This is a genomic window from Agrococcus terreus (genome assembly GCF_014645235.1).
In the GTDB taxonomy this organism is placed as follows: domain Bacteria; phylum Actinomycetota; class Actinomycetes; order Actinomycetales; family Microbacteriaceae; genus Agrococcus; species Agrococcus terreus.
Window position 1 is genome coordinate 702,326 of record NZ_BMLM01000001.1, and the last position, 26,109, is coordinate 728,434.

Annotated in this window: 22 protein-coding genes and 2 tRNA genes; 13 read left to right on the forward strand and 11 right to left on the reverse strand. The window is 74.5% G+C overall.

Annotated elements, in window-relative coordinates; all coding sequences use genetic code 11:
* Window positions 1-205: 205 nt before the first annotated feature.
* The 6 genes from IEW90_RS03490 to IEW90_RS03515 all read left to right on the forward strand — a co-directional run bounded on the left by IEW90_RS03490 (window position 206) and on the right by IEW90_RS03515 (window position 7,309).
* On the forward strand, window positions 206-976 hold the full coding sequence (locus tag IEW90_RS03490; RefSeq protein ID WP_188716058.1) for a C40 family peptidase: 771 nt from the start codon (window positions 206-208) through the stop codon (window positions 974-976).
* 100 nt (window positions 977-1,076) lie between these two features.
* Window positions 1,077-1,844: an NlpC/P60 family protein gene (locus IEW90_RS03495; protein ID WP_188716060.1), complete on the forward strand. Its 768-nt coding sequence runs from the start codon at window positions 1,077-1,079 to the stop codon at window positions 1,842-1,844.
* Between the two features lie 121 nt (window positions 1,845-1,965).
* Window positions 1,966-2,040 (forward strand) — tRNA-Arg (locus IEW90_RS03500).
* Window positions 2,041-2,149: 109 nt separating this feature from the next.
* Window positions 2,150-3,199, forward strand: coding sequence for a lipid II:glycine glycyltransferase FemX (locus IEW90_RS03505; RefSeq protein ID WP_188716068.1), 1,050 nt, complete (start codon window positions 2,150-2,152; stop codon window positions 3,197-3,199).
* An 82-nt stretch (window positions 3,200-3,281) separates the two neighbouring features.
* Window positions 3,282-7,058: an AAA family ATPase gene (locus tag IEW90_RS03510; protein WP_188716069.1), complete on the forward strand. Its 3,777-nt coding sequence runs from the start codon at window positions 3,282-3,284 to the stop codon at window positions 7,056-7,058.
* Window positions 7,055-7,309 (forward strand): hypothetical protein, encoded by a 255-nt coding sequence (locus IEW90_RS03515; RefSeq protein WP_188716071.1) that lies wholly within the window; start codon window positions 7,055-7,057, stop codon window positions 7,307-7,309. Before IEW90_RS03510 ends, IEW90_RS03515 begins: the two co-directional genes overlap by 4 nt.
* A gap of 590 nt (window positions 7,310-7,899) precedes the next feature.
* Here the strand turns inward: IEW90_RS03515 and mscL are convergent.
* The 3 genes from mscL to IEW90_RS03530 are packed head-to-tail and all read right to left on the reverse strand — an operon-like array spanning window position 7,900 to window position 9,179.
* Complete coding sequence (gene mscL / locus IEW90_RS03520) at window positions 7,900-8,313, reverse strand: large conductance mechanosensitive channel protein MscL (protein ID WP_188716073.1); 414 nt, start codon at window positions 8,311-8,313, stop codon at window positions 7,900-7,902.
* A gap of 39 nt (window positions 8,314-8,352) precedes the next feature.
* Window positions 8,353-8,577, reverse strand: coding sequence for an FmdB family zinc ribbon protein (locus IEW90_RS03525; RefSeq protein ID WP_188716075.1), 225 nt, complete (start codon window positions 8,575-8,577; stop codon window positions 8,353-8,355).
* 2 nt (window positions 8,578-8,579) lie between these two features.
* Entirely contained in the window at window positions 8,580-9,179 is a 600-nt protein-coding gene (locus tag IEW90_RS03530) for a 5-formyltetrahydrofolate cyclo-ligase (RefSeq protein WP_229679470.1), read from the reverse strand.
* Window positions 9,180-9,276: 97 nt separating this feature from the next.
* Between IEW90_RS03530 and IEW90_RS03535 the strand changes: the two genes are divergently transcribed.
* From IEW90_RS03535 to IEW90_RS03550, 4 genes are all read left to right on the forward strand, one after another.
* Window positions 9,277-9,942 carry a GNAT family N-acetyltransferase gene (locus tag IEW90_RS03535; RefSeq protein WP_373284704.1) on the forward strand — a complete coding sequence of 222 codons (666 nt, stop codon included), beginning with the start codon at window positions 9,277-9,279 and terminating at the stop codon, window positions 9,940-9,942.
* A 75-nt stretch (window positions 9,943-10,017) separates the two neighbouring features.
* Window positions 10,018-11,136: a coiled-coil domain-containing protein gene (locus IEW90_RS03540; RefSeq protein WP_188716080.1), complete on the forward strand. Its 1,119-nt coding sequence runs from the start codon at window positions 10,018-10,020 to the stop codon at window positions 11,134-11,136.
* A 167-nt stretch (window positions 11,137-11,303) separates the two neighbouring features.
* Window positions 11,304-11,379, forward strand: a tRNA-Ala gene (locus tag IEW90_RS03545).
* 217 nt (window positions 11,380-11,596) lie between these two features.
* Window positions 11,597-16,093 carry a lamin tail domain-containing metallophosphoesterase family protein gene (locus IEW90_RS03550; protein ID WP_188716082.1) on the forward strand — a complete coding sequence of 1,499 codons (4,497 nt, stop codon included), beginning with the start codon at window positions 11,597-11,599 and terminating at the stop codon, window positions 16,091-16,093.
* A gap of 46 nt (window positions 16,094-16,139) precedes the next feature.
* Here the strand turns inward: IEW90_RS03550 and IEW90_RS03555 are convergent, their stop codons facing one another.
* Complete coding sequence (locus IEW90_RS03555) at window positions 16,140-16,526, reverse strand: hypothetical protein (protein WP_188716083.1); 387 nt, start codon at window positions 16,524-16,526, stop codon at window positions 16,140-16,142.
* A 111-nt stretch (window positions 16,527-16,637) separates the two neighbouring features.
* Between IEW90_RS03555 and IEW90_RS03560 the strand changes: the two genes are divergently transcribed.
* Window positions 16,638-17,273, forward strand: coding sequence for an arsenate reductase/protein-tyrosine-phosphatase family protein (locus IEW90_RS03560; protein WP_188716086.1), 636 nt, complete (start codon window positions 16,638-16,640; stop codon window positions 17,271-17,273).
* 98 nt (window positions 17,274-17,371) lie between these two features.
* Here the strand turns inward: IEW90_RS03560 and IEW90_RS03565 are convergent, their stop codons facing one another.
* The 3 genes from IEW90_RS03565 to IEW90_RS03575 form a co-directional block, all read right to left on the reverse strand.
* The gene (locus tag IEW90_RS03565) at window positions 17,372-17,962 is read right to left on the reverse strand and encodes an NADPH-dependent FMN reductase (protein ID WP_188716088.1); all 591 of its coding nucleotides are present in this window, start codon (window positions 17,960-17,962) and stop codon (window positions 17,372-17,374) included.
* Between the two features lie 94 nt (window positions 17,963-18,056).
* Window positions 18,057-19,067 (reverse strand): UDP-glucose 4-epimerase GalE, encoded by a 1,011-nt coding sequence (gene galE / locus IEW90_RS03570; protein ID WP_188716090.1) that lies wholly within the window; start codon window positions 19,065-19,067, stop codon window positions 18,057-18,059.
* A 105-nt stretch (window positions 19,068-19,172) separates the two neighbouring features.
* Window positions 19,173-19,928 carry an HAD-IIB family hydrolase gene (locus IEW90_RS03575; RefSeq protein WP_188716092.1) on the reverse strand — a complete coding sequence of 252 codons (756 nt, stop codon included), beginning with the start codon at window positions 19,926-19,928 and terminating at the stop codon, window positions 19,173-19,175.
* A 162-nt stretch (window positions 19,929-20,090) separates the two neighbouring features.
* Here IEW90_RS03575 and IEW90_RS03580 point away from each other — a divergent pair, with 162 nt between their 5' ends.
* Window positions 20,091-20,759, forward strand: coding sequence for an arsenate reductase/protein-tyrosine-phosphatase family protein (locus IEW90_RS03580; protein WP_188716094.1), 669 nt, complete (start codon window positions 20,091-20,093; stop codon window positions 20,757-20,759).
* Here the strand turns inward: IEW90_RS03580 and IEW90_RS03585 are convergent.
* The 3 genes from IEW90_RS03585 to IEW90_RS03595 are packed head-to-tail and all read right to left on the reverse strand — an operon-like array spanning window position 20,747 to window position 23,847.
* Window positions 20,747-21,748 (reverse strand): LCP family protein, encoded by a 1,002-nt coding sequence (locus tag IEW90_RS03585; protein ID WP_188716096.1) that lies wholly within the window; start codon window positions 21,746-21,748, stop codon window positions 20,747-20,749. The genes IEW90_RS03580 and IEW90_RS03585 overlap by 13 nt on opposite strands.
* A gap of 40 nt (window positions 21,749-21,788) precedes the next feature.
* Window positions 21,789-23,309 (reverse strand): hypothetical protein, encoded by a 1,521-nt coding sequence (locus IEW90_RS03590; protein WP_188716098.1) that lies wholly within the window; start codon window positions 23,307-23,309, stop codon window positions 21,789-21,791.
* A 49-nt stretch (window positions 23,310-23,358) separates the two neighbouring features.
* The gene (locus IEW90_RS03595; protein ID WP_188716100.1) at window positions 23,359-23,847 is read right to left on the reverse strand and encodes a VanZ family protein; all 489 of its coding nucleotides are present in this window, start codon (window positions 23,845-23,847) and stop codon (window positions 23,359-23,361) included.
* Window positions 23,848-24,000: 153 nt separating this feature from the next.
* Between IEW90_RS03595 and IEW90_RS03600 the strand changes: the two genes are divergently transcribed.
* Window positions 24,001-25,881, forward strand: a complete 1,881-nt coding sequence (locus IEW90_RS03600; protein WP_188716102.1) for a glycosyltransferase family protein — start codon at window positions 24,001-24,003, stop codon at window positions 25,879-25,881.
* Between the two features lie 30 nt (window positions 25,882-25,911).
* Here IEW90_RS03600 and IEW90_RS03605 read toward each other — a convergent pair whose 3' ends face one another.
* The gene (locus IEW90_RS03605; protein WP_188716105.1) at window positions 25,912-26,109 is read right to left on the reverse strand and encodes a hypothetical protein; all 198 of its coding nucleotides are present in this window, start codon (window positions 26,107-26,109) and stop codon (window positions 25,912-25,914) included.

Here is a 26,109-nt window from a genome sequence, read left to right on the forward strand (position 1 = left end):
GGTCCGGCGCGGAGGCCCATTCCGTCCAGGGCGCTCCCAGGTGCCGCTGAGGCTCGCCGTGGCTGCGTGGGGGATTGTGACGAAACGGTAACGGTGGGCTAGTCTCCTCGGCAGTCAGCCCCGCACCGGAGCGTGCGCGGGACACCTGATGGAGGACCAGCGCCACATGACCCAGCAGCACTCGACGGCCATCGCCGTCCCTTCGATGGCTGATCGACCTGCGCCCGTCTCGCACGCCCTGCGCCGCGGGGCCAAGAGCGTCGGCGTCGTCGGGATCGCGGCCGCCCTCATCGGAGCCCTCTCGCTCCCGGCCGCCGCCTTCCAGCCCGCCTCGCCGCAGTTCTCCGAGGGCGAGCTCGCCGCGATCGTCGCCGAGAACTCGCAGACCGTCACGGTCGACGCCGACGCCCGCATCGAGGGCATCGCCCGCGCCGGCATCGCCGGCACGACCGCCGACGAGCTCGCCGAGCTCCAGGCGGCCGCGCAGGAAGCCGAGGAGGCCCGCCAGGCCGAGCTCGCCGCCGCCCGCGAAGAGGCTGCTGCGAACACCGCCGCCGCCGGCACGGCACAGGCCGCCGGGTCGGGCCAGACCACCGCCGCGGCGCCCGCCGCGGTGAACGTGCCGTCGAACGGCTCCATCGTCGGCATCGCCCAGTCGCAGCTGGGCGCCCCCTACGTGTGGGGCGGCGCGAGCCCCTCGACCGGCTTCGACTGCTCGGGCTTCACGATGTGGGTCTACGGCCAGGCGGGCTACTACCTGCCGCACTCGTCGAACGCGCAGGCCGGCTACGGCACGCCCGTCCCCGCCTCCGCGGTCGCCGCAGGCGACCTGCTGGTGTGGAGCGGCCACGTGGCCATCCACGCGGGCGGCGACTCGATCATCCACGCCGCGACGAGCGGCAAGCCCGTCAAGTACTCGAGCTACTCGGCGATGGTCGCCGCGTTCGGCACCCCCGAGGTCCGCCGCTTCGGCTGATCTGGGCGACTGGTGACAAGACGATAACGATTTGGTAACGTAGCCGGATGTGCCGCCGCGGCGGCCGCATACGGAACGAGATCTTCAGGAGCATGCAGCAGTGACGACCACCCACGAGACCCAGGCCCAGGAGCCGACCGGGCGTTCGCGCGCCTCGCGCGCTTCGTTCGTCCGCGGTGCGCGCCGTGTCGGCGTGATCGCCGCAGCGGCGGCCCTCGCCTCCCCCCTCGCCCTGCCGGCGTTCGCCTCCGGCTCCGGCGCCTCCGAGCAGTCGATGTCGGCGCTCGTCGCGCAGGACGCCCAGACCGTGTCGGGCGTCGTCACGGCGGGTGAGCCCGCCGACGGCCAGCGCCTCGACGTGCAGGCGACCACGCCGCAGGAGCTCGAGCAGATCCGCGCCGAGATCGAGGCCGAGCTCGAGCGCCAGGAGCAGGCCCGCCAGGAGCAGGCGGCGGCCGCCCAGCAGGCCTCCTCCTCGTCGTCCTCCTCGTCGGCCGCGTCCTCGTCGGCCGCCTCGACCGGCGCCGGCGCGTCGGCCGGCGCCTCCGGCTCGGTCATCGCCAACGCCGCGCTCGCCCAGGTGGGCGTCTCGCAGGACTGCGTCGCGCTCGTCCGCAGCTCGATCGCGGCGGCTGGCCTGCCCTACTCGGGCATGGGCTCGCTGTTCAACCTCGGCCCGACCATCCCGATGTCGGCGGCCTCGCCCGGCGACGTCATCTACTACTCCGACGGCGGCACCGGCCGTGCCCACGTCGCGATCTACATCGGCGGCGGCCGTGCGGTGCACGGCGGCTGGAGCGGCTACAACACGGTGGTCGCGGGCGTGAACATCGGCGGCTCGGCCCCGGTCTTCATCGACGTCACCTGAGACGCGTGATCGAGCGCCCGTCCCGCATGCCGGGGCGGGCGCTCGGCCGTCCCGGCCCCGCTGCGCGCGGCAGCAGGGCCGCGGATGCCCCGAGGCGCTCAGGGTAGGATCGTCCGGTCCGGCCTCTGTAGCTCAATGGAAGAGCATCTCCGTCCTAAGGAGCTGGTTGGGGGTTCGAGTCCCTCCAGGGGCACCACGCCGGCGCGGGGGCGCGCCGCATCCCGCCGCTACGATCGACCGCGGTGCCGCCGCATCCCGATGCCCGCACCACCACGCAGCAGCCACCCACGCAGAGAGCGAGCGAGATGAGCGCGACCGAGCCGAAGCCCTTCCGCACCACCGACGGGACGGCCTGGGACGCGCAGGTGCTCGAGGGCCAGGACCGCGGCCACTACATGCAGTCGGACGCGTGGGCCCGCACCCGCGAGGAGTCGCCGTGGCGGGGACTCCGCGACGTCGTGCCGGTGCCCGCCGAGGGCCGCGAGCTGCCGATCCAGCTGTTCGAGCGCACGGCGCCGCTCGCCGGCCGCATCATCTTCCTGCCGCGCGTCAGCGGCATCACGCCCGCCGCGGTCGACGCGATCACCGCACGCGCGAAGGCCTACCCGAAGCGCTGGTTCGGGCTGAAGATGGAGACCTTCCAGGCCGAGACGCCCGAGCTCGTCGAGGCCTTCGAGCGCAACGGCTGGGTGCCGGCCGCGTCGAGCCAGTACCAGCACGCCGTCGCGGTCGACCTCACCGGCACGCTCGACGAGGTCGCCGCCCGCTTCAAGAAGCGCGCCCGCAACTCCTACCGCGCCGCCGAGAACAAGTTCGGCGTCACCGTCACAAAGGTCGAGATGACGCCCGAGAACGAGGCGGAGATGCACCGCCTCATCGGCGAGACGAAGGTGCGCTCGGGCGGCTACTTCCGCCACCCGGAGTACTTCCAGCGCATCTGGGACGTCTACAAGACCGTCGGCCAGGGGCACTTCTACGTCGCACACTACGAGGGCGAGGTGCAGTCGATGGCGTTCGTGATCCGCTTCGGCGACACCGCCTGGTACAAGGACGCCGGCAGCATCCGCGAGAACGCGAAGATCTTCGCGCCGTACCTGATGCAGTGGAAGATCATGCAGGACCTCCACGAGCAGGGCGTCACCCTCTACGAGCTCGCCAACATCCCCGACCCGGCGTCGTGGGAGACGAGCGACATCAAGGGCCTCTACACGTTCAAGACCGCGTGGGCGCCCGAGCCGGTGCGCTACATGCCGACCTACGAGCTGCCGCTCACCGGCCGCTACGCGCTGTGGGCGAAGGCCGGCCGCTGGCTGCGCGCCGTCTACACGCGCCGCACCGGCGACGCCTGGTTCTAGGCGGCATCCCGCGCGCCGCCGATCCGGCCGACTCCCGCCGCGCCGCCCGCCCTCTCCGGCACCGGGTGACTATCGTGACGATGTGCGTGAGGACGAGGACGAGACCCGGGGCGAGGTGCCCGAGGCGCTGATCGACCCCGCCGGCGAGCACGACGACCGCGTGACGGGCGACGACCTCGACGACGCCGCTCCGGCGGAGGACGAGGGCGCGCCCCTCCACCTCGGCCCCGACCGCTCGCGCACCGGCGCACCGGCCCCCGCCTCGCCGCCCGCGCCGCCGTCGCGGCGGCAGGGGGAGTGGCAGGCATGGGCGGATGCGCTGCGGCGCGTCGGCGGCCGCAGTCCGCTCACCGATTTCATCGACACGACCGCGACGCGCGTCGAGCTCTCGACCACGCACCCCGGCGGGCTCGCGCAGTTCATCACCGGCCGGCCGACGGCGCTGTCGAGCCTCATCCGCGACGACCTCGCCCTCCGCGCCGCCCGCTCGGCCGCCGCATCGATCGCCTCCAAGGGCATCGAGCTCGCCGCCGCCCGCTCGATCGACGCCGTGCACCTCGGCATCGGCATGGCGCGCTTCCCGCGCGGCGATCGCGAGGTCTACGGGCCCGTCCTGCTGCGCCCGCTCATCGTGCGCCGCCGCGGCCGCGACTTCGAGCTGCAGCTGCTCGGCCAGCCGTTCCTCAACCCGCGCATCGCCCGCATCCTCCGCGAGGAGCACGGCGTGCGCCTCGACGACCGGCAGCTCGTCGAGCTCGCCTCGGGCGAGGGCACCTTCACGCCCAACGCGGTGCTCGACGCCGTGCGGCTCGCCGCCGCCCACGTGCCCGGGTTCGCGCTCGAGGCGCGGCTGCTCGCCTCCACGTTCGCCGACGTGGGCGAGCCGATGGCCGCCGACCTCGAGCAGCAGCCGCACGACGTGCTCGACGCCGTGCGCGGCGACGAGCAGGCCGCCTGGCGGGTGCGCGAGGGCCGCAACGGCATCGACGAGACGCCGCAGGACCAGCGCGACCCCGAGGTGGACCGGCTCGTGCTCGACGCCGACGGCGAGCAGGACGCGGTGATCGCCGAGGCGGGCGCCGGCAACTCCATCGTCGTCGAGGCGCTGCCCGGCACCGGCCTCACGCAGACGATCGTGAACGTCGTCGCCGCGCTCGTCGGCGACGACAAGCGCGTGCTCGTCGTGAGCCCGCGCCGCGCGACGCTCCGCGACATCGCCGACCGGCTCGCGGCGACGAAGCTCGAGGCGCTCGCCGTCGGCGAGGCGACCCTCCGCCGCGACCTCATCGCCGCCATCCGTCGCATCGAGCGCACCGAGCGCCCGGACACCGGCGAGATCGACGAGGCGATGCTGCGCCTGCGCAAGGTGCTGCTCGACTACCGCGCGGCCCTGCGGCGCGTGGACGGCGAGCTGCAGGTCTCGGTGCTCGACGCCCTGAAGGAGCTCTCGCGCCTCGCCATGCTGCCGACGCCGCCGTCGACGCGCGCGCGGCTCTCGGAGGCGTCCACGCGGGCGCTCGCCACCGACCGTCCGCGCGTGGCCGCCACGATGCGGAAGGCGGCCGAGCTCGGCCAGTTCCGCTACGGCCCGAGCGACACCCCCTGGTACGGCGCGACGTTCGCGAGCTCGGCCGACGCATCCACCGCCTACGCCGACGCCGGCGAGCTCGACCGCGAGCTGCTGGGCGCGCTCGTGGAGCAGGCGCGCGAGGTCGTCGGCTCGACGAAGCTGCGGCCCGCCGCGACGCTCGCCGAGCTCGGCATCCAGGTGGCGCTGCTCACCGACGTGCGCTCGACCCTCGACGTCATGACGCCCGGCATCTACGACCGCCCGCTCGGCGAGCTCATCACCGCCACGGGCCCGCGCCGCGAGGCGCTGCAGGCGCTCGGCGCGATGCAGCGTCGCCGCCTGCGCAAGCTCGCCGAGGAGTACGTGCGCCCCGGCGCGCACGTGCCCGACCTCCACGACGTGCTGCTCGCCGCGCAGCAGCAGCGGCGCCTCTGGGCGAAGTTCGCGCCCGACGGCTCCATCCCGTCGGTGCCCGCGGGCCTCGCGGCGCTCGAGGCGCGCCTGCGCGACGTCGTCGCGCGGCTCGACCGGCTCGACGCGGGCCTCACGCCCGACGCGCGCAGCGTCGACCTGCCGCTCGACGAGCTGCGCGACCGCGTCGCGACGCTCGCGGCGCCCAGCGACGCCCTCCAGAACATCCAGGAGCGGGCCGAGCTCATGGGCTCGATCGAGCGCCTCGGCCTCGACGCGCTGCTCGCCGACCTCGCCGACCGGCACGTCGCCGACGACGAGATCGAGCACGAGCTCGACCTCGCCTGGTGGCAGTCGGCGCTGCAGGCGATGCTCGGCCGCGAGCGTGCGCTGCTGCGCGGCAACACCGAGGTGCTCGGCCGCCTCGAGCAGGACTTCGCGCTCGTCGACGAGGCGCACGTCGACGCCTCGAGCGCCCGCCTCGCGCACCAGCTCGCCGAGCAGTGGCGGCTCGCGATCGACGACCACCCCGACGAGGCGCAGGCCGTGCGGCAGCTCATCCGCGCCGGCGGCGTCGCCTCCGACGAGCTGCAGCGCCACGCGCCGCACCTCACGCGCGCCGTCGCCCCCGTCTGGCTCGCCTCGCCCTACGACCTGCACCGCGTGACGCGCCGCATCCCCTTCGACGCGGTCGTGCTCGCCGACGCGGGCGCCATCACGATCGCCGAGGCCGCGGGCGCCATCAGCCGCGCGCGCCAGGTGATCGCGCTCGGCGACTCGACGACGCAGACCCCCTCGCCGTTCGACGTCGGCATCTCGACGCTCGGCGTGCGCCCCAGCGAGGAGCTCGCGACGCCCGACGAGCTGCACGCGGAGTCGGCGCTCTCGCGCCTCGGCCAGGTGCTGCCGAGCCGTCGCCTCACCCGCTCGTACCGCACGGGCGGCGCCGACCTCGTCGCGGCCGTCAACGACCGCTTCTACGAGGGCCGCATCGAGGCGCTGCCGTGGGCGGGCACGTACCTGGGCCACGCATCCCTCACCGCCTCCGTCGTGCACGGCGCCCACGGCCTGCCCGAGCAGGGCATGGCGACGGTCGAGAGCCCGGATGCCGAGGTCGACCGCGTCGTGCAGCTCGTCGTGCAGCACGCGCGCTCGCGCCCGCAGGAGTCGCTCATGGTCGTGACGGCCAACGAGCGGCACGAGGTGCGCATCCAGCAGTCGATCATGGCCGCGCTCGCCGCGAGCGGGCCGCTCACGGACTTCGTCGTCGCGGACCGCGAGGAGCCCTTCGTCGTCGTCGACGTGACGCACGCGAGCGCGCTGAGCCGCGACCGCGTGATCTTCTCGGTCGGCTACGGCCACACGAAGCACGGCCGCAACGTCGACTTCGGCTCGCTGGGGGAGCCCGGCGGCGAGCGGCTGCTCGCGGTCGCGATGACGCGCGCCCGCAAGGCGATGCAGATCATCACCTCGTTCGACGCGGCGGAGCTCGACCCGGAGCGGCTCGCGCACGGCGCGGCCCAGCTGCGCGAGATCCTGCTCGACGCCGCATCGCCCCAGCGGCCGCAGCAGCGCTTCGGCGGCGACCCGCTCATGGTCGACCTCGCCGCGCGCCTGCGCCGCCGGGGGCTGCGCGCCGACGTCTCGTACGACGGCGCGCTGCCGCTCGTCGTCGCGAACGGCGGCGTGTGCGCGGCCATCGAGGCCGACCACGACGACGGCGACCGCACCCTGCGCGAGGCGCTGCGGCTGCGGCCCGAGGTGCTGCGCCGGTTCGGCTGGCACACGATGCGTGTGCACGCCTTCGAGCTGTTCACCGACCCGGAGGCCGTCGCCGATCGCATCGCGGAGCTCGTCGGCGCCGACGCGGCGCGGTGAGCGGCGAGCAGAGTCCGGGGGAGCAGTCGGCGCCTGAGGCGGCGGCCGAGGCGGCCGCCGAGCCTGCGGCCGAGCCAGCTGCGGCCGAGGCGCCGGATGCGGCGCCCGCCCCGCTCGTCATCCGTCGCCGCGGGCGTCGCGTGACGACGGAGCCGTCGCCCGGCTGGATCGGCGAGCCCGAGCAGGAGCGCACCCAGTCGCGCGAGAACGACGACCGCCTGCGCGGCGACGTGCCGCCGCACTGGGGCTGACGCCCCCGGCTGTCCTCCCCGCTGCGCCTCCCGCTGGTCGAGGAGCTGCCGGCGCAGCCGGCCGCGTCTCGAGACCACCAGCGCGGCGGGGCGTCCGCAGTGCTGTGGCTTCGACTCGCTCAGCGCGCTGCGCGCGCGGAGCGGCTCGACCAGCGGGAACGCCCCCGCTGGTCGAGGAGCTGCCGGCGGAGCCGGCCGCGTCTCGAGACCGCCGCGTGGCGAGCTGCTCGCCGTGCTGTGGTTTCGACACGCTCAGCGCGCTGGGCGCGCGGAGCGGCCCAACCAGCGGGTGGCTCGTCCGCTGGTCGAGGAGCTGCCGGCGGAGCCGGCCGCGTCTTGCGCGCGGTTCGCCGTCCTGTGGTTTCGACACGCTCAGCGCGCTGCGCGCGCGGAGCGGCCCAACCAGCGGGTGGCTCCCCCGCTGGTCGAGGAGCTGCCGGCGGAGCCGGCGGCGTCTCGAGACCACTGCGCGGCGCCCCGTCCGACATGCAGTGGTTTCGACTCGCTCAGCCGCCTGCGGCGGCGGAGCGGCTCAACCAGCGGGTGGGGTGCGGCCGCGGAGCGGCGCAGCCTGCTGTGGGTCGCAGTGCCTACGGGGCAGGCGAAGCGGGCGGGGCCGCCGGGTTCGCGTCCGCCTGCTGCTCGCGCAGCAGGTCGCGGATGTCGCGCAGCACGTCGACGTCGGTCTCGGCCGGCTCCTCGGGCGTGACGCCGCGCAGGCGGTCGTGCGCCTCGGTGAGCTTCTGCATCGGGAGGATCAGCACGAAGTAGCAGATCGCCGCGATGATGAGGAAGTTCAGCACGGCGGCCAGCACGAGGCCGATCTTCACGCCGCCGACCTCGAACGCCTCGAGCTCGTCGACCTGGAACGCGTTCGCCAGCAGCGGGTTGATGATCGCCTCGGTGAACGCGGCGACGATCCCCGTGAACGCGGTGCCGATGACGACCGCGACGGCCAGCTCGACCACGTTGCCGCGCATCAGGAAGTTCTTGAAGCCCTGCATCGGATCCTCCTCGGTGGTACTCGGTGAAGGGAGCGGCCGTCAGTCGGACGAGCCGCCACCGCTGCTCGCGGTGGTCTTCGAGGCGCTCGCGCGCGAGTCGGTGCGGTAGAAGCCCGCGCCGTTGAAGGTGACGCCGACGGCGCCGTACTGCTTGCGCAGCGCGCCGCCGCACTGCTCGCAGACGGTGAGCGAGGGCTCGCTGAACGACTGCCGGGCCTCGAACGCGTGGCCGCAGGTGGTGCAGGCGTAGGCGTAGGTGGGCATGGTCAGCTCCTCGGAGTCAGGGTCAGGATGCCGGACGGGGTGACGACGCCGTCGACGGGCTGGTCGTACGCGGCGTGCGGCACGGAGTCGAAGAGCTCCTCGTCGTGCACGATCGCGTACACCGGTGGACATTCTGCCATCGCGGCGATCGTCCTGTCGAAGAATCCGCGGCCGCCGCCGATGCGGGAGCCGTCGCGGCCGACCGCGGTGGCGGGGATGAGCATGAGGTCGACCTCGTCGAGCGCCGTCGGCGGCAGCGCGTCGCCGGTCGGCTCGGGCATCCCGAGGGTGTCCTCGATCGCCTCGGTGCCGTCGTGCTCGGCCCAGTCGAGCAGGCCGTCGGTGCGGATGATCGGCAGCAGCACCCGGAGGCCCTCGGCCTCCGCCCAGCGCAGCAGGCCGCGGGTGTCGGGCTCGCCGGGCAGCGACAGGTAGGCCGAGACGGTGCGCGCCCCGAGGGTGCGCACGAGGTTCACGAGGTGCGCGGTGAGCGCTTCGGAGCCGGCGGCCGAGAGCGTCGCGCCCTGCTCGGCGCGGGCGGTGCGCAGGCGCCGCCGCAGGGCTCGCTTGGCGTCCTCGATGGCTGCCTCGTCCTCGCTCACGGGTGCGAGGCTATCGCGGCGCCCTGGCCGGCCGTCCCCGCCGGGCCGCGCTCGCCGCCGCGGCGCGCGCCTCCGTGCGGCGGCGGGCCATAGGCTCGTGCTCGTGTTCGACACCGCGCCACGGCTCAGCAGCGGCGCCGTGAGCGTGCGCGGCATCCGGATGCGCGACGCGAAGGCGCTCGAGGCCGAGCTCGTCGGCAACCGGCAGTGGCTCGAGCCGTGGGAGGCGACGCTGCCCGGCTCGCGCTCGAGCGGCCGCTTCGACACCCGGTCTTCCATCCGCTCCCTGCTCGAGAGCGAGCGCGACGGCACGGGCCTCGCCTTCGCGATCGAGGTCGACGGGCAGTTCGCGGGGCAGCTGAACGTGGCGGGCATCAGCGGCGGCGCGCTCTCGTCCTCGACGATCGGCTACTGGGTCGCGCAGCGGTTCGCGGGCCGCGGCGCGACGCCGACGGCGGTCGCGCTCGTCGCCGACCACCTGCTCGGCCCGGCCGGCCTCCACCGGGTGGAGATCTGCATCCGGCCCGAGAACGAGGCGAGCCTGCGCGTGGTCGAGAAGCTCGGCTTCCGCTACGAGGGGTGCCGCCGCCGCTACATCCACATCGACGGCGACTGGCGCGACCACCTGTGCTTCGCGCTCGTGCGCGAGGAGCTCGCGGAGTCGATCCTGGAGCGCTGGCAGGGTGGCCGGGTGCCGCCGTTCGACCGCTCCGTCTACCCCGTGCCGGTCGGCGGCGACCCGCGGCGACGACCTTCGCGCTAGACCTCGTCGTCGTCCACCGGCGCGAGCGGCGCGCCCTCCGCGGAACCGGTCTCCGCCGCCACTACCGTGCAGGGCATGCCGGAGTTCGCAGGTCTCGGGACGACACTCGTCCTCGTCGTCGCCGTCGTGCTCTGGATCGCGTACCTGGTGCCGGTCTGGACGCGGAAGCGCGAGTACCTGGCGACCGAGCGCAACGCCATCCGCCTGCAGCAGACGCTGCGCATCATGGCCGAGTCGGCGGAGGCGCCCGAGGAGGTCCGCATCGAGGCCGACGCCCGCACGATCGCCGTGCAGCAGCGCGCGGTCGCGAAGGAGGCGCGCCTCAAGCAGGCGATGGAGCACGCGAAGGCCGTCGCCCGCGCCCGCGAGCTCGACGACCAGATCAAGGCGGTCGAGCGCGAGGTGCGCGCGGCCGTCCGCACCACCGTCTCGCGCGCGCAGCGCCTGCGCCGCACGCGGCTCGCGTGCTTCGCGCTCGTCGTCGCGGCGATCGCCGCGGTCGTCGCCGGCGCGCTCGTGCCGGGCCTGCAGCTGCTGCTCGTCGCCGGCGGCGCGGTCGCCGTGCTGGGCGTCGCGGGCCTCGTGGCCGTGAACGCCTCCGCAGCCCGGATGCGCGTCGTCGCGGCGCGCACCGCGCCGAGCGTCCGCACGCTCGTCGAGGCTCGCGCGGTGGCGGCGCAGGCCGTCGCCGCCGAGGAGCGCATCGCCGAGCACGTCGTGGCCCGAGCCGGCCGCACCGAGGAGCTGCTGCGCTCGCGCTCGTGGACGCCCGCGCCGGTGCCCGAGCAGCGCGCCGCGCCGCAGCACCGGGTCGGCGACGACCTGCTGCAGCGGGCCCGCGCGCAGCTCGCCGAGGACCGCCGCGCGCTCTCCGGGCCGCTCGCGCGCGTCTCGCGCATCAGCTTCGACGAGCTCGTCACGGGCGAGGTGCCCGACACCGACATCGAGCGGCGCCTCGCGCCCACCGCGCCCGCCGTGCCGATCCGTCGCGTCGAGGTGGGGGAGGCGGTGGAGGCCGCCGTCGCGCTCGACGTGGTGCGGGCGGAGGATGCGGCGGCTGCGCCCGCTGCGGAGGCGCCCCCGGCACCCGAGCCGGCGAAGCGCGCGCCGTCGCGGTTCGCGGCGATGGGTGTCATCGAGGACGACCTCGACGGCATGGACGTGCAGGCGGCCTTCCGCCGCCGCGTCGGCTGACGCCGCCTCCACGGCTGGTCGAGGAGCGCGCGGCCCTCTCCGCTGGTCGAGGAGCGCGCGGCGGAGCCGCACGCGTCTCCAGACCACAGCTCGGCGGGCTCGACCAGCGGCGCAGGGGCGTCGCGATTTCGCACCGGACAGCATCGTCCGGTATGGTGATCCGGTCCGGGCCCATGGCGCAGTTGGTAGCGCGCTTCGTTCGCAATGAAGAGGTCGGGGGTTCGAATCCCCCTGGGTCCACCAGCACCGGTCCACCAGCACTGGTCCATCAGCACCGGCTCGAAGGCCCCGCCAGCAGGCGGGGCCTTCGGCGTGTCGGGCCGCCTCGCTCCGGTCGCCCGCCGCGGCCCGCCGCGGCGCCGGGCGCGGCGTTGGCCCACCGGCCTCCCGCCGTTCACCCGCGGGCCACCTCCGGTGCCTAGGTTCGCGGCGTCCCCCTTCCCCTCGCCGAGGAGCACCCGTGACGCCGCGCACCCCATCCGTCCGTCGAACGAGGACGGGGGCCGCCGCGGTCGCCCTCGTCGCGCTCGGCGCCAGCCTGCTCGTGCCCGCCACCGCGGCCACGGCCGCGCCCGCGGCCACCTGGCCGCTCGTGGTCACCGAGATCGTGCCGAACCCGACCGGCGCCGACCACTTCGAGTACGTCGAGGTCGTGAACACGACGGATGCGCCGCTCACGCTCGGCGACGGCGGCTACGAGCTGGCGTACGGCTACGCCGACGACGACGACACCTCGCGCGACGTGCCGCTCAGCGCTCCCGCCGGCACCGTGATCCCCGCGGGCGGCGCGGCCGTGCTGTGGCTGTCCTACACGAGCTCGAACGGCTCGGTCGACTCGCCGTCGTTCAGCGAGGACGACTTCCGCGCCTTCTGGGCCGAGCGCGGCGGCGCTGAGGACTACCAGCTCGTGCGCGTCACCGGCCAGGCCGGGATGGCGAACGGCGGCGGCCGCTCGATCCGCGTGCTCGGCCCCGACGGCGCGATCGTCGGATGGTCGTTCTACCCGTCCGGCTCGACCGGCGAGGACGAGGCGGCGCAGTTCCGCACGCCCGAGGACGCCGGCGAGCGCTCCATGCCGCTGCTCGCGGGCAACGCCGCGCCGAGCCCCGGCATCGTCGACCCGGCGCAGCTCGAGGACCGCAGCCCGGCGCCGGAGCCGGAGCCCGAGCCCGAGCCGCAGCCCGAGCCGGGCGAGCCCATCCCCGGCCCCGCCCCCGACTCGACGGTCGGCACGCTCCTGCTCACCGAGCTCGTCGTCGACTCGACGAACGTCGGCGGCAGCGACGGCTACGAGTTCATCGAGCTGTACAACACCACGACCGAGCCCGTCCCGATGGCCGACCACCGCCTCCGCTACCTCTACCCCGACAGCGGCAGCTCGGCGCTCTGGGCGCTCGAGCCCTCGGATGCGGTCATCGCCCCGGGCGGGGCGCTCGTGATCTGGGTGAAGAACGGCGGCAACGCCGACCTCGACCGCGACGACTTCAACGCCTTCTGGGGCACGAGCATCCCGGAGGCGGGGCTCGTCGAGACCGCCGTCGGCGGCATGGCGAACGGCAGCGCGCGCGGCATGGAGGTCATCACCGCGACCGGCGTGCCCGTGAGCACCGGCTTCTACAACATGGGCGGCGCGCGCGACGTCGAGACCGACCGCGGCCTCGCGTACGGCGTCGACCCGGAGGACTTCGGGCAGCAGCGGCTGCTCGGCTCGCGCGCGGCGACGCCGGGCGCGGTCGAGGCCGATCAGGTGCCGACCGAGCTCACCGTGCCGGCGCCCGACGCTGCGGCGCCGACGGTGGACGACCGCACGGTCGACCGCATCCAGCCCGGCGAGGCCTTCGCGATCGAGGCGACCATCGCCGACGACACCCTCGTGCGCCGCGTCACGCTGCAGCTGCGCTCCGACCTCGACGAGGGCTTCACGGACGTGAACCTCGAGCGCGGCGAGGGCGACGCCTACGCGCACGCGATCGAGGCCGTCGACCTCACCGGCAAGGCCTGGTACGAGTACCGCTTCGTCGCGAGCGACGGCCGGAACGTCGCCGAGACCGAGGTCGTGCGCGTCCCGGTCGAGGGCGTCGACACGTCGCCCGTGCGCCTGAGCGTCGAGGACGGCGACCTGCTCTCGGGCACCGCCTCCGTCTCGGCGGCGGGGGAGTCGTACCCGTCGGGCGTCGAGCTCGCGATCGACGGCGCCGCCGTCTCGCCGACCGCGCCGCAGCTCGAGCGCGCGCCGGTCTTCGCGATCGACGTCACCGCGACCGACGCGCGCTTCCGCAACGCGATCGTGCTGCCCGGCGAGGGCGCCACGGTCGACGAGCGCTGCCGCGCGGGCGATGTGCTCACGATCTTCGAGCGCGGCACCTACGCCGCGACCGAGACGATCACCGCGGAGGTGCCGCTCGACGCGATCGCGCTGGGCGAGGGCCTCGAGCTGCTCGTCTCGGCCGGCACGAAGGCGTGGCCCTGCGAGGACGCGAACGAGAACAACGACGACTTCTCGTTCTCGAACCCGCGCCTCGTGCTGCCCGACGGCCGCACCCTGCAGCCCGACGGCTACGCGGGCGGCTCGATCGCGATGGGCGACTCGAACGACGGCCAGTACGACACCTACCCGGCGTCGTTCGCCATCCCCGACGACGCGTTCGTCGCGGTCGCGCATGCCTGGGACACGACCGTCGCGGCCGACGGCGAGCACGTCGTCTCGGCCACCGACGGGTCGGCGAGCGCAGAGGCGCACGTCGTGGTCGACAACACGGCCCCCGAGGTGACCACGACGGCCACCGCCGACCGCGTCGACGGCGAGCGCCTGCAGGGCGCGATCGTGCTCGACGCGGAGGCGACGGATGCGACGAGCGAGGTCGCCGAGGTCGTCGCGACCCTCGACGGCGTCGAGGTGGCGCTGCCGCACGAGACGTCCACGACCGAGCTGGCGGCGGGCGAGCACCGCCTCGTCGTGACCGCGACCGACGCCGCGGGCAACGCATCCGAGGAGACGCGCACCTTCACGACCGCGGTCGAGGACCCGGCGGTCGAGCTGCTCTCGCCCGCGGACGGCGCGACGGTCGCCGGCGACGAGGTCGAGCTCTCGGCGCGCGCCACCGACCCCACGGGCGACGACCTCGACGTCGTCTTCCGCGAGGGCCACGCCTTCGACGCCGCCGATGCGGCCGTCACGGCGAGCGCCGGCGAGACCCGCGACGCGCTCGCGCCGCCCGCGGACCGCGAGGGCGTCGAGCTCGACGCGGCGCAGCGCGAGGCGCTCGCCGCGATCGGCGGCGGCACGGTGGCGACGGCGAGCGCCGACGCGCTGCCGTACCAGGCGTTCGACGTCGCGGTGCCCGAGGGCGCCTCGGATGCGACGCTGCGCGTGCGCTGGGACGGCTCGGCGAACGCCGGCGCGAAGGTGCTCCTCCACGTCTGGAACGCGGCTGGGGGGGCCTGGGAGCGGGTGGACGAGCACAGCACGACCGCCGAAGGCGAGACGTTCGCGCTCGCGGCCGAGGTTGCCGCCGCAGACCGGGTCGTCGACGGCACCGCGCGCTTCCTCGTGCAGCACTCCGAGGGCTGGGCCGGCGCGCCGCAATCGGACCGCGGCACGGCGGTGACGCCCGCGCATCCGGACGACACCCCGCGCGGCGACTACGACTTCACGCTCGGCTGGGAGTCGGACACGCAGTACTACAACGAGGAGTTCTACGACCACCAGCTCGCGATCCACCAGTACTTCCTCGAGCAGCGCGAGGCGATCGACCTGCAGTACGTGTTCCACACCGGCGACATCGTCGACGAGCGCGACCAGGGCTACCAGTGGGAGAACGCGGATGCCGCGTACCGGATGCTCGACGAGGCGCGCCTGCCGTACGGCGTGCTCGCCGGCAACCACGACGTCGGCAACTTCGAGGAGGACTACGGCACCTACGGCCAGTACTTCGGCGAGGCGCGGTACGCGGGCAGCCCCTGGTACGCGGAGTCGTACGAGGACAACCGCGGCCACGTCGACCTCTTCACGGCGGGCGGCATCGACTTCGTCGTCGTCGCGATGAGCTGGGATCCGGGCGACGCCGAGATCGCCTGGATGAACGAGGTGCTCGCGCAGCACCCCGAGCGCGTGGGCATCATCAACCTCCACGAGTACCTGCTCACGACGGGTGGGCTCGGCCCCGTGCCGCAGCGCGTGCAGGACGAGGTCGTGGCGACGAACCCGAACGTCTCGATGGTCATGTCGGGGCACTACCACGACGCCTACACGCGCTTCGACTCGTTCGACGACGACGGCGACGGCGTCGACGACCGCACGGTCACGCAGATGCTGTTCGACTACCAGGGCCTGCCGGAGGGCGGCCTCGGCTACCTGCGGCTGCTGCAGTTCGACAACGAGGGCGCTGAGATGCGCGTGCGCACGTACTCGCCCTCGCTCGAGGACTACGACGCCGACGACCCCTCGCTGCCGGCCGAGGACCAGGACTTCGTGGTCTCGTACGAGACGCTCGGCATCGAGCCGCGCGACAAGGAGCTCGTCGGCGACGGATTCCGCGCGGAGGTGCTCACGGGCGCCGCGATCGACGGGGCGGATGCGGCGGAGGACGGCGCCGTGATCGGCGAGGCGCTGGATGCCGCGAGCGGCGAGGTGGTCTCGGTCGCCTGGGCGCCGGGCGAGGGCACGCACGGCTGGTACGTGACGGCGACGGACGCGTTCGGCGGCGAGGTCCGCTCGGAGGTGCGCACCGTGACGCTCGAGGCGGGCGACGGCGGGCCCGGCGGCGGCGACCAGGGCGGTGACGACCAGGGCGGCGGCGACCAGGGCGGCGGCGACCAGGGCGGCGTCGGCTCGGACGCGCAGGGCGAGGACGGGCTGCCGCGCACGGGCGCGGAGCCGTGGGGCCTCGGGCTCGCGGTGCTGCTGCTCCTCGCGGGGCTCGCGCTCGTGCTCTCGCGCAGGCTGCGCCGCAGCTGAGCGCACGACGACGGGCCCGGCGATCGTCGCCGGGCCCGTCGTCGCGTCAGAGCACGAAGGGCAGGAACGAGACGAGGAGGCCCAGGAGGCCGACCGCGGCGAGGATCGTGCCGATGATCGCGATCGCGCGCGCCGCGGGGGAGTGCGGCGCGAGCTCCATGCGCCACGGGCGTCGGCTCGCGAACCAGGCCGGGCCCTCGTCGCCGAGCCGCTCGCGCTCCTCGCCCGTGATGCCGCGCTCGTGGAAGTCGCCGCCCGCGAACCAGCGGCCGAGCAGGCGCCCGCCGCGCTCGACCACGACGACGTCGACGGGCAGCCACTCGCCGTCGCGGAGCCGCAGGAGCCACGCGATCGCGAGCGCCGGGAGACCCAGCAGCAGGCCGATCCACGAGACGAGCTCGCCGACCGACCCTGCGGCATCGATGAGCTCCACGCTGTCACGCTAGCGGCCGTGCGGCCCGTGCCGCGCATCCGGCCTGCAGGCGCGCAGGGATCGTCCGGCGCGCTCTATGCGAACACTGTTGTGAAACTGTATCGTTCGTCCATGTCGCACGCAGCGCCGACGGGGCAGCGAGGGGCCGGGCAAGCGTTCCGGGTGCTCGTGGTGTGCTCCGCCGACCGCTGGAGGGCGCCGCTCGCCGCGAGGCTCCTCGCGCGCGAGCTCGAGGGCGTCGAGGGCGTCGAGATCGCGTCGGCCGGCACCGCGGCCGAGCCGGGGGTGCCGCTCGAGACGCTCGCGGCCGCGGAGGCCGCCCGGCTCGGCGTCGAGGCCGCAGGGCACACGAGCCGCCCGCTCCTGCCGGCGGAGGTCGAGCGCGCCGACCTCGTCATCGCGCTGGAGCGCGAGCATCGGGCGGTCGCGGTCACGTTCGCGCCGTCGGCCGCGCGGCGCACGTTCACGCTCGTCGAGCTCGCCCGCGCGCTCGCCGCCGTCGCGACGAGCAGCGACGGGACGGGGCCGGGTCGCGCGCTGGGGCTCCAGGACGCCGTCGCCGCCGCCGCCGACATGCGCGGCCTGCTGCCGCCGGTGCGGGGCCCGGAGCTCGACATCCCCGATCCCATGCGCCGCTCGCCCGTAGGGCACCGACGGACGGGCGACGCGATCCGCGCCCGGGTCGCCGAGGTCGCGGCCGCCCTGCGCGCGCTGCGCGCGCTCCCGGGCCACGTGCCCCCGACGTGACGTGATCGAAGGGGCCTCGGCCGCATCGCGAGGCAGCGGGCTCCGCCGGATCTGCGGACGGCGCCGGCCACCGTCCGATCCGGATCCGGCTGCGCCCGTCAGTCCTGCGGCACCACGGTGAGCACGCGACGCACGAAGCCGTCGAACGAGCGCATGTAGTCGGTGAGGAATTCGCGGGTGGAGTCGACCGTCACGCGGTCGTCGTCGTCGACGAGCCCGTCGGCGTACTGGACGTACGCCTCGATCTCGTTCATGAGCGGCGCGTTGCAGTAGGCGAGGATGGACTTGAGGTGCTGCTGCCCGACCGCCGTGGCGATCCCGCCGGGCGAGGTGCCCACGATGCCCACCGGCTTCCGGCTCAGCGCGTTCTCGCCGTAGGGCCGCGACGCCCAGTCGATGGCGTTCTTCAGCGTGCCGGGGATGGATCGGTTGTACTCGGGCGTCACGAAGAGCAGGCCGTCGGCCTCGTCGATGGCGCGCTTCAGCTCGCGCGCCTCCTGCGGGTAGTCGTCGTCGCGGTCGCGGTCGTAGAGCGGCAGCCGGTCGATCTCGATGAAGTCGCACTCCAGCGCGGCGGGGGCGAGCGCCATGAGGGCGCGGGCGAGGCGACGGTTGATCGAGGAGGCGGCGATGCTGCCGACGATCACGCCGATGCGGTACGGGGGCTCGTGGTGGTAGGTCTCAGCCATGGGCCGAGGATGCCGTGCCCGCTCCAGCGCCAGGTGGCAGCGGCCTGTGCGAGGGCCGGGAAGACGTGCGCGCGCTCGGGCGCGAGCGGCGTGCTCAGCCCCGGTAGCCGCGCGGGTTCGCGGACTGCCACCGCCATGCATCGGCAGCGGCGTCCTCGAGCGATCGCGCGGCCCGCCAGCCGAGGCGCTCGTGCGCGAGCGACGGGTCGGCGGTGCTGACCGCGGCGTCGCCCGGCCGCCGTGCGACGACCTCGTGCGGGAGGGCCCGCCCGACCGCGGCCTCGAACGCGGCGAGCACCTCGCGCACGCTCGCGCCGCGACCGGTGCCGAGGTTGACGGTCAGCACCCCGGGCTCGAGGGCCTCGAGCGCGGCGACGTGGCCCTCGGCGAGGTCGACGACGTGGATGTAGTCGCGGACGCCCGTGCCGTCGGCCGTGGGGTAGTCGTCGCCGAAGATCCGCAGGCGCTCGCGCTCGCCGCTCGCCACCTGCGCGATGAAGGGCGCGAGGTTGTTCGGGATGCCGTGGGGGTCCTCGCCGATGCGGCCCGACTCGTGCGCGCCGATCGGGTTGAAGTAGCGCAGCACCGCCGCCTCGAGCGCCGGGTCGGCGGCCGCGGCGTCGGCGACGACCGCCTCGATCATCGCCTTCGTGCGCCCGTAGGGGTTCTCGAGCGCGATGCCGACAGGGGCGTCCTCGCGGAGGTCTGGCCCGGGCTGCTCGTACACGGTGGCCGACGAGCTGAACACGAAGCGGCGCACCCCGTGCTCGGCCATCGCCTCGAGCGTCGCGACCGCCGAGCCGACGTTCACGCGGTAGTACTCGAGCGGCTTCGCCACCGACTCGCCGACGGCCTTCCTGCCGGCGAAGTGGATGACGGCCTCGATGCGGTGCTCGGCGAGCAGGCGGCCGACGAGCTCGCGGTCGCCGGCGTCGCCGACGACGAGCGGGATCTCGCGCCCGGCGAGCTCGGACGCGCGCCGCACGGCCTCGGCGCTGGCGTTCGAGAGGTCGTCGAGCACCACCGGCTCGTGCCCGTGCGCGATGAGCGCGATGGCGGTGTGCGATCCGATGTACCCGGCTCCGCCGGTGAGCAGCACGCGCATGGATCTCCCGTCCTCCGATGCCGTCGCCAGCCTACTGGCGCCGTGGCGCGCGGGACGTCGTCCGGCCTCGCACGACCGGCGCCGGGGATGCCCGGCGTGCGCTCGTCAGGCGCGCTCGAGCAGCTCCTCGATGATCTGCACCGTGTGCTCCCAGCCGGTCACGGCGAGCGTGGGCACGCCCGTGCCGACGACCGGGTAGTCGTTGCCGTCGGGGTCGAGGCGGTCGCCGATGAACAGCATGTCGGTGAGCGGGATGCCGGTGGCGATCTCGAGCTTGCGCATGCCGTAGGCCTTGTCGATCCCGCGGCGCGTGATGTCGACCGACGTCGAGCCGCCCGAGCGGACCTCGAGGTCAGGCACGTCGAGGGCGACCGCGTCGCGCAGGCGGCTCTTCTTCTCGCCGGTGGGATCCCACGCGGTCTTCGCGTCGACGGGCGCCGACTGCCCGAGGGCCGAGAACGTCACCTGGGTCTGGCGGTCCTCGATGCGAGGGCCCCACGTCTCGGGCTCCCACAGGCCGAGCTCCTTGGCGCGGCGCTCGACCGCCTCCGAGGCGCGATCGATCTCGTCCTGCGTCAGCAGCTCCGCGTACACGCGCTGCCACTCGCCGTCGACGGAGCGGAAGTACTGCGTGCCGCAGGTGGGCATCAGGTGGAGGTCCTCGAGGCCCGTCGCGCCGGCCGCCGTGAGGGGCTCGACGACCTGCTTCTGGAACTGCGCGTAGTTGCCGCCGGAGATGATGCAGACCGGCGTGCTCGCGACGAGGCGGCCGAGCGCCTCGATCATCGGCTGCTCGAGCGGCGACTTCGAGGGGGCGAGGGTGTCGTCGAGGTCGAAGGCGATGAGGGCGGGGAGCGGCACAGGGGGTCCTGACGGAGGGGAGCGGGGGACGGGCGACCACGATACCGTCGGCCGGCCGGTGCTGGAGAATGGGGGCCGCCCGGGCCGTCCATGACGGATTCCTCGACGGCAGCACAGGGAAGCCTCGGCCGGAGGGTGCGCGGGGCGGGCTATCGTCGGCCCATGCCCCCGGTGAGCCGTCGCGAGACCGAGCTCGACGGCGCGTCGGCGCCCTTCGAGGTGCTGGTCGTGTGCACCGGCAACCTCTGCCGCTCGCCCCTGGCGGCGCTGCTGCTCGAGGCGCGGCTGCCGGGCGCTGCGGGCCTGCCCGGACGGGGGCTGCGCGTGGCGAGCGCCGGGACGCTGGCGCGTCCGGGCGCGCCGATGGATCCGGCTGCGGCCGTCGAGGCCGCGCGACTCGGGCTCGACCCGTCGGCGCATCGCGCCCGCCGGCTCTCCGCGCAGGCGGTGGAGCGGGCGGACCTGGTCGTCGGGCTCGCGCGCGAGCATCGGGCGGCCGCGGTGCGGCTCGCCCCTGCGGCCGTGCGGCGCGCCTTCACGCTGCTCGAGCTGGCGGACCTCCTGCGAGGCCTGCCCGTGGAGGGCGCGGTCGCGTCAGCGTCGGAGGACCCGGCCACCCGGCTGCGCAGCCTCGTGGAGGCCGCGGCCATGCGCCGCTCGCTCGCGCCGCTCGACGACCCGCACCGGATCGACGTGCCCGATCCGTACCGGCGCGGCGCGGCCGCCTACGGTCGGTCGGCGCGCGAGATCGCCTCGGCGATCGATGGCGTCGAGGGCGCGATCCGCCGGCTCGTCGCGGATCCGCTCGCCCTCCGAGGTCACGGCGCGTAGGACGTGCCGAAGCGCTCCACGTAGGGCTGGATGTCGCCTGCGCGGAGCGCGTCGCCCAGCGCAGCGGTCTGCGCCGCGTCGACCTCGTTGACCGACTGACCGCCGCGGCTGCCGAAGCCCTCGATGGGCGCCATGAGGCTGACGACGTCGTCGCGCTCGAGGTCCTGGCTGATGCTCGCGAGCGCGATCATGTCGTCGATGCTGAGCTCGCCCGTGATCTTGAGCCGGCCCGCGAAGTGGCCGAAGAGCTCGGGCAGCGCGCCGGGGTCGTCGGTCGCGATCTCGTCGATCCGCTCGAGCATGCCGATCACGGCGGCGCGCTGCCGCTCGGCGCGGTCGAGGTCGCCGAGGGGCAGGCCCTTGCGCTGGCGCACGTAGATGAGGCCGTCGGTGCCGGAGAGGTGCACCGGGTCGGCGGTGAGGTCGACGACGCGGCCGGTGCTCTGCACGGTCACCCGCGTGGGGTGCTGGTTCTCGGCGTCGAAGCCGTCGAGCGCGCGCGTGAGGCCGATGAAGCCCTCGAAGTCGGCCTGGACGACGTAGTCGATGTCGATGCCGCCGAAGAGCCCGGAGACGGTGTCGCGCATGAGCGGCGTGCCGCCGATCGCGAAGGCGGCGTTGATCTTGCCCTCGCCGGCGCCTGGGATCGCGACCCAGGTGTCGCGCGTGATCGAGACGAGCGTGAGCGACTGCCGGTCTGCGGAGATCTGCGCGAGCATGATGGCGTCGGCGTTGCCGGTCATCGCGCCCGGGGTGCGCGAGTCGGTGCCGAGCAGGAGCGCGGTGACCGCGCCGTCGGGGAGCGGATCGGCGGGCTCCGTCGGCGTCGGCGTCGGGGCGGGCGCCGTGGGGCTGGGGCGTGCGTCGGCCGTCGCGGTGGGCGTCGGCTGCGGCTCCGCCTCCGGGCCGCACGCCGACAGGGCGAGCACGGCCACGACGGCGCCTGCGAGGATCGTGCGCGCTCGGCGCGTCCCGGTCCGGTGGGTCATGCTGCGTCCTCTCGCTGGGGCCATCGTGGTGCGGGGCGGGTCAGGCGTCGGCATCCACCAGGCCCGCCGCGAAGCGGTAGACCTCGGCCGATTCGCGCTGCGGCTTGGGCAGCGACAGCGCCGCCACGAGGAGCCGCCGCGAGCTCAGCACCGGGGCGGGCGTGGTGGCGAGGTCGTACTCGGCGTACCCGGCGCCGCCCCACTTCGTCATGCGGTGCTCCCAGTGGTACAGGTCGTAGAAGTCGTAGCCGCGGAGGCGGTCGACCGAGAACCCGGTGTGGTCCATCCAGCGCGCGAGCTCCTCGTGCAGCTGCGGGTCGCGGTGGAAGGCGGAGTCGGTGTACTTCGCGGCGAGCAGCTCGGGGCGCAGGTGCCGGTCGGAGGTGTCGCGCCACATGCCGGTGATGATGGCGCCGCCGACGCCGAAGATCGTCGACGCCTTGGCGGGGGAGTGCAGGTAGAGGGCGTTCGCGAGGTTCGCGTAGCGCTGCCAGGCGGGGAAGGTGGCGCCGTAGAGCCGTGCCATCGCGGAGCCCGGCTTCATGGGAGCCACGTCGATGCCGAGGTGCGGCAGCCCGGCCGCGGCCGAGATCCTGCCGGCCGAGAGCATGTCGTCGTAGGTGCTCTTCCTGGCGAAGTGGAACGGGTGGTAGGTCATCGTGAGCGCGTCGGCCGCCTGCAGGTCGGGCAGGCCGGCCTCCAGGATCGCGCGGGAGTCGCGGCCCGCGGTGAGGGTGAGCACCGTCACGGGCGAGACGTCGATCCAGCTGCGGATCTGTCGGCGCAGGTCGTCGACGAAGCGCTCGCCTGCCTCCTGGGTCGTGAGCTCGGCGCGGTCGGCGGCCGGGAAGAACCGCTCGCCGGTGACCGCGGTGCCCTCCACGGTGAGTCGCTGGTTCGCGTAGATCTGGCCGACGCCGTCGTGGGGCGTGATGAGCCCCGGCAGCCAGCGGCCGGCGGGCGAGCGGTAGTCGGGGTGGTCGAGCACCCAGCGGAGGCGGCTGCTGTCGAGCCCGCCGGCGAGCTCGGCGAGCAGGGCGGAGTGCGAGGCGAGGGCGACGCCGTGGTCGCCCCGGCGCCAGTAGAGCGAGCGTGTGGCGAGCGGGTCGCCCCAGGCGTCGAGCCGGTCGCCGCGCGCGACGAGCACGACGTAGCGGCCGGACAGCCAGGTGACGGCCTCGTCGAGGGCAGCCGTCTGGGCCGTTTCGCCGCCCGGCGCGTCGGCGGCCCGCAGCAGCCGCTCGGCGACGCGATGCCGCGTGCCCGCGCCGCCGTCGTCGAAGGCATGGCCGAGCACGAGCACCGCGGCGCTCGCGGATCGGGCGGCGGCATGCTCCAGGACCGGATCGCGTCGGATGTGCCAGGAGCCGAGCGCCTCGTCGACCCACCGCTGCGGTCCCACCGTCGTCGGCGCGCGCGTGACGAGGAACCCCTTGGCGAAGTCGTTCGTGTAGCCCCACACCTTGTAGCCGGGCCGGAGCAGCTGCTCGCGGCGCCGCATGCCCTGCAGCGCGATGCGCCGTCGTCGCTCGTCGCGGTCGCGGCGCAGGCGATCGAGCATGGGGTCCCCTCGGTCGGCGGCCCGCCCGAGACGAGTCGTCCTCAGGAGGCTAGCGGACGCCCGCGCGCGGGGATCCGGCGCGGCGAGCCCGAGCCCACCGCTCGAGCGCGAGCGCGAGGAGCGCACCGAGGAGGGCGCCCGCGGAGTTCGCGACGACGTCGAGCGGCGAGGCGATCCGGCCGGGCATGGCGTGCTGCGCCAGCTCGACGGCGAGGCTGAGGCCCGCGCAGGCCGCGACCGCCAGCAGCCAGCGGCGGCCGCCGATCGCGAGCACGAGCGCGAGCCCGACCGGCACGAGCATCGCGACGTTGGCGAGCACCTCGAGGCGCACCCAGGTGAGCGGCTCGAGGATGCCGCGGTCGTGCAGCGCGGTGAGCCCTCGCACGACGACGGGCTTGAGGCGCAGCAGCGCGTGGGTGGGCCAGAGGGTGATGAGCAGCACCACGGGCAGGAGCACCAGCAGCCCCGTGATGCCCGCGCGGCGGAGCGGCGCCACGGCGTCCGCCGTCGCGCTCGGACGCCTCGCGGTCTCGGTCACGCATCCAGCCTGCCGCGCCCGGCTGTGCGGGCGCCCTGCCTAGGATGTTCGGAGCACCCGGCGCCGTCTCCGGCGGGACGGGGCGGGCGCGACCCGGTCGGGCGCGATGACGAAGGGGATCCCGATGGCAGCCGCTCCCGCAGGAAAGCGCCGATGAGCCTGCGCACCGTGCGCACGGGGCTCTGGCACCTGCGCACCGGCGGTGTGCCGCAGCTGCGCCGCTGGCTGCGTCGGCGCGGCACGTCGGCCCGGAACGCCGCGATCGCGCCGGCGCCGCTGGCCCTCACGCTCGAGGAGCGGTTCCCCGTCTGGCCCGTCGCCGACCGCCCGACGCGACGGCCCGGACTGCGCGTCGGCGTCATCATGGACACCTTCTCGGCGAGCGCCTGGGGCTACGAGTTCGACGTCGTCGAGCTCACCCCCGCCGGCTGGCGCGAGGAGCTCGAGCGCACGCCGATCGACCTCCTCTTCGCGGAGTCGGCCTGGGCCGGCTCCGGCGGGGCGTGGCGGTACCAGCTCACCGGCTCGAAGGCGCCGAGCGAGCCGCTGCGCGAGCTCGTCGCCCACTGCCGCGAGCACGGCATCCCGAGCGCGTTCTGGAACAAGGAGGATCCGCCCCACTTCGACGACTTCCTCGACACCGCGCGCATCTTCGACCTCGTCTTCACGACCGACGAGGCGCTCCTCGACCGCTACCGCGAGGCGCTGGGCCACGACCGCGTCGACGTGCTCGGCTTCGCCGCGCAGCCCGCCCTCCACCACCCGATGCGGCAGCAGGGCATGCACCAGGTGGGCGACGTGGCGTTCGGCGGCAGCTACTGGTCGCACAAGTTCCCCGAGCGGCAGGCGCAGATGGACCTGCTGCTCGGCGCGGCCGCTGCCGTGGCGGAGCGCCGCGGCATCGGGTTCGACATCTTCTCGCGCTTCGAGAGCGACCCGAAGTACCGCTTCCCCGAGGCGTTCCAGGGCTTCGTGCGCGGCTCGCTCGACTACGACCGCATGCTCACCGCCTACCGCGGCTACAAGGCGATGCTCAACGTCAACTCCGTCGTCGACAGCCCCACGATGCTGGCGCGCCGCGTGTTCGAGGTGCTCGCGTCCGGCACGCCCGTCGTCACGACGCGCAGCCCGGCGGTCGAGCACTGGTTCCGCGACGGCGAGGTCTCGATCGTCGACTCGCACGAGGAGGCCGAGCTCGTGCTCCGCGCCCTCGTGCGCTCCCCGCAGCTGCGCGACCGCCAGGTGCACCTCGCGCAGCGCCGCATCTGGCGCGAGCACACGTTCTCGCACAGGGCCGCGCAGGTGCTCGGCGCGGCCGGCATCGCGGATCCGGCCCCGCCGCGGCAGCCTCGAGTGAGCGCGATCGCGCCGACGATCCGGCCGCACCTCGTGCGCGGCATCGTCGAGACCGCTGCGCGCCAGGAGGGCGTCGACGTGCAGCTGGTGCTCCTCGGGCACGGCTTCGAGCCCGACGAGTCGGAGCTGCGGGCGCTGGCGCGCGAGCTCGGGCTCGCCGAGCTCGTCGTGCTCACCGCCGACCGCAGCACGTCGCTCGGCACCAATCTCAACCGCCTCGTCGCGGCGAGCGACGGCGACGTCATCGCGAAGCTCGACGACGACGACCTCTACGGCCGCCACTACCTCGCCGACTCCTGCTTCGCGCTCGACTACTCCGGCGCCGAGCTCGTGGGCAAGGAGGCGCGGCACCTGCACCTCGCATCGTTCGACGCGACCGTGCTGCAGAACCCGCACCGCGAGCACCGCTGGGCCGACCTGGTCGGCGGGCCGACGATGGTGGGGCCGCGCTCGACCTTCCTCGCGCATCCGTTCGAGGATCGGACGCTCGGCGAGGACACGGCCTTCCAGCGCGCGATCGTCGAGGCCGGCGGCGGCATCTACAGCGCCGACCGCTTCGGGTTCATCCAGATGCGCGGTGCGGGCTCGGGCCACACCTGGCACACCGAGGACGAGCGGATCCTCGCCAACAGCGACGTGATCGCCTACGGCCTCGCCGAGGCGCACGTCATGGTCTGAGCGCTCAGGCCAGCGCCTTACGCTGACCGCTCAGCCGGCGAGCGCGCGGAATCGGGCGCGCACGCGCTCCGCCTGCTCGGGCGCGAGCTCCCAGCGCTGCCGGTAGAGGTGACCGGTGAATTCGCCGCCGCCGTCGTCGGGGTGGCGGAGGAAGCGGCGGATGGCGTAGCCGCCGTCGATGTGCCCGAGCTCGTAGGCGAGCTGGACGGGGTTCACGGTGGCGTCCAT